Source organism: Campylobacter sp. RM12647 (assembly GCF_020138135.1).
Lineage (GTDB): Bacteria > Campylobacterota > Campylobacteria > Campylobacterales > Campylobacteraceae > Campylobacter_E.
The window spans coordinates 1-1598 of sequence record NZ_JACGAS010000052.1; the positions used below are offsets into that span (position 1 = coordinate 1).

1 protein-coding gene is annotated in these 1598 nt (G+C 25.3%); it reads left to right on the plus strand.

All coding sequences use genetic code 11. From position 1 onward, the window contains the following. Window positions 1-1571 (plus strand): hypothetical protein (locus AVBRAN12647_RS09540; RefSeq protein WP_336615110.1); only part of this gene is annotated, 1571 nt, incomplete at its 5' end. Window positions 1572-1598: the final 27 nt, after the last annotated feature.

Consider the following 1598-nt stretch of genomic DNA (forward strand, 5'->3'; position numbering starts at 1 on the left):
TGAATATTGCAAGCGATATTAAAGAAGAAGTAACTGAAATCATTGCAAAAAATGATAATTCTTTAAATACAGATAATGTGCCAGAAATTGCTCCAAATAAACCTAGTGATGATTTAGGTATTCCAAGTAATCCAAATACGACACCAGATACGCCAAGTAATCCTGATAATAATACAAGCACACCAGAAAATAAGCCAAATGATAATAATGTGGCAATACCTGATATGCCAGTGATTAAAGATGAAAAAGAATGGACTAAATTAGAACCTTCTATACCTAATAAATACTTTGCTAATAACAATGTAAATAGTTATTATTACTATTCAGAAGATTTAAATTCTAAAAGTGCAGCAAGTCTTAATTTAGGAACTATGACACTTGATTTATATGGTAGAAAATTAGAAAATGATAAGAGTGTTAAATCTTTTGATTATTATACTTTAGATGGTAAAAAGAATACTCTTACTAGCAATAGCTACAATGTTTCTGATTTAGGAACTAAAGAAATCAAAACTCAAAATTATAACTTGCAAAATACTAGTCTTAATACGCCTAATGCTGAAAAGAATTTAGAATATTCATCAGATTATGCTAGTTTTAGTGCAAATAAAAATGAATTAAAAGCTCAATTAGTTGGTATTAATTATGATTTAAGCAAATCAGATTTATCTCATTTTACAACTTTAAAAGATGATTGGAATAGTTTTAAAAGTGATATAGAAAAAAATAATCAAACAGCTATTAATTATTACTCAAATACAAATTCTGCCGCTGAACTTGATTTATCAAGAGGACTTTTAACTTATTATTCAAAAGAGCAAACTAAAAAAGATGGTAGGGATAGTGCTTATAATTTAAGATATTTTGTTATGAACCATAATTATTTACAAATGCGTGAATATGATATAGAAGATTTAGAATACAACGGCTATACAATGAATTTTCAAGCTCCTACTGTTGTAGATTCAACTTCGGATCATTATAGAACTACTGCTTATGTCAATAAAGAACAAATTGAATACACTGCAAAAAATGGTAGTTTGGATTTAAATATTTTAAATATAAAAGAAAATTTAAAATTTACTAATTCTTCAAATTATAGAAAGCAATTAGCTGATTGGGATAATGAGAAAACTAAATTCTTTACAGAATTTTATACAAACCCAGCTCAAGAATTTTATTATGCTGATACGAAAAATAATTATGTTAAGTTAAAGCCAAGTGATTCGTATTTTGCTAGTTATAGTAAGATTAATGATACTTCTGATGTTTTATTTGAATTACAGAATAGTAAATTACTAGGAGTGTATAATAAAAACAATGTAATAACTAGAATAAATCCTCAAGTAAATTCAACTATGGATATTGATAATTCTCAATATAAATTAAAAATTGATAGCAATGAACTTGATAAGACTTCTATTAAATTAGAAACGGAAGCAAGTAAGGCTAAATTACAAATAGAAAGCAAAATAGCAAATGAGGATTTAAAGATAAAAACAGATGAATTAAAAAAATCTTTAAATATTTCAGATATAAATAAAAAGATTAATGAGATTAAAAATAAGTAAGGAATATATATGAGAAAACTTGTAATT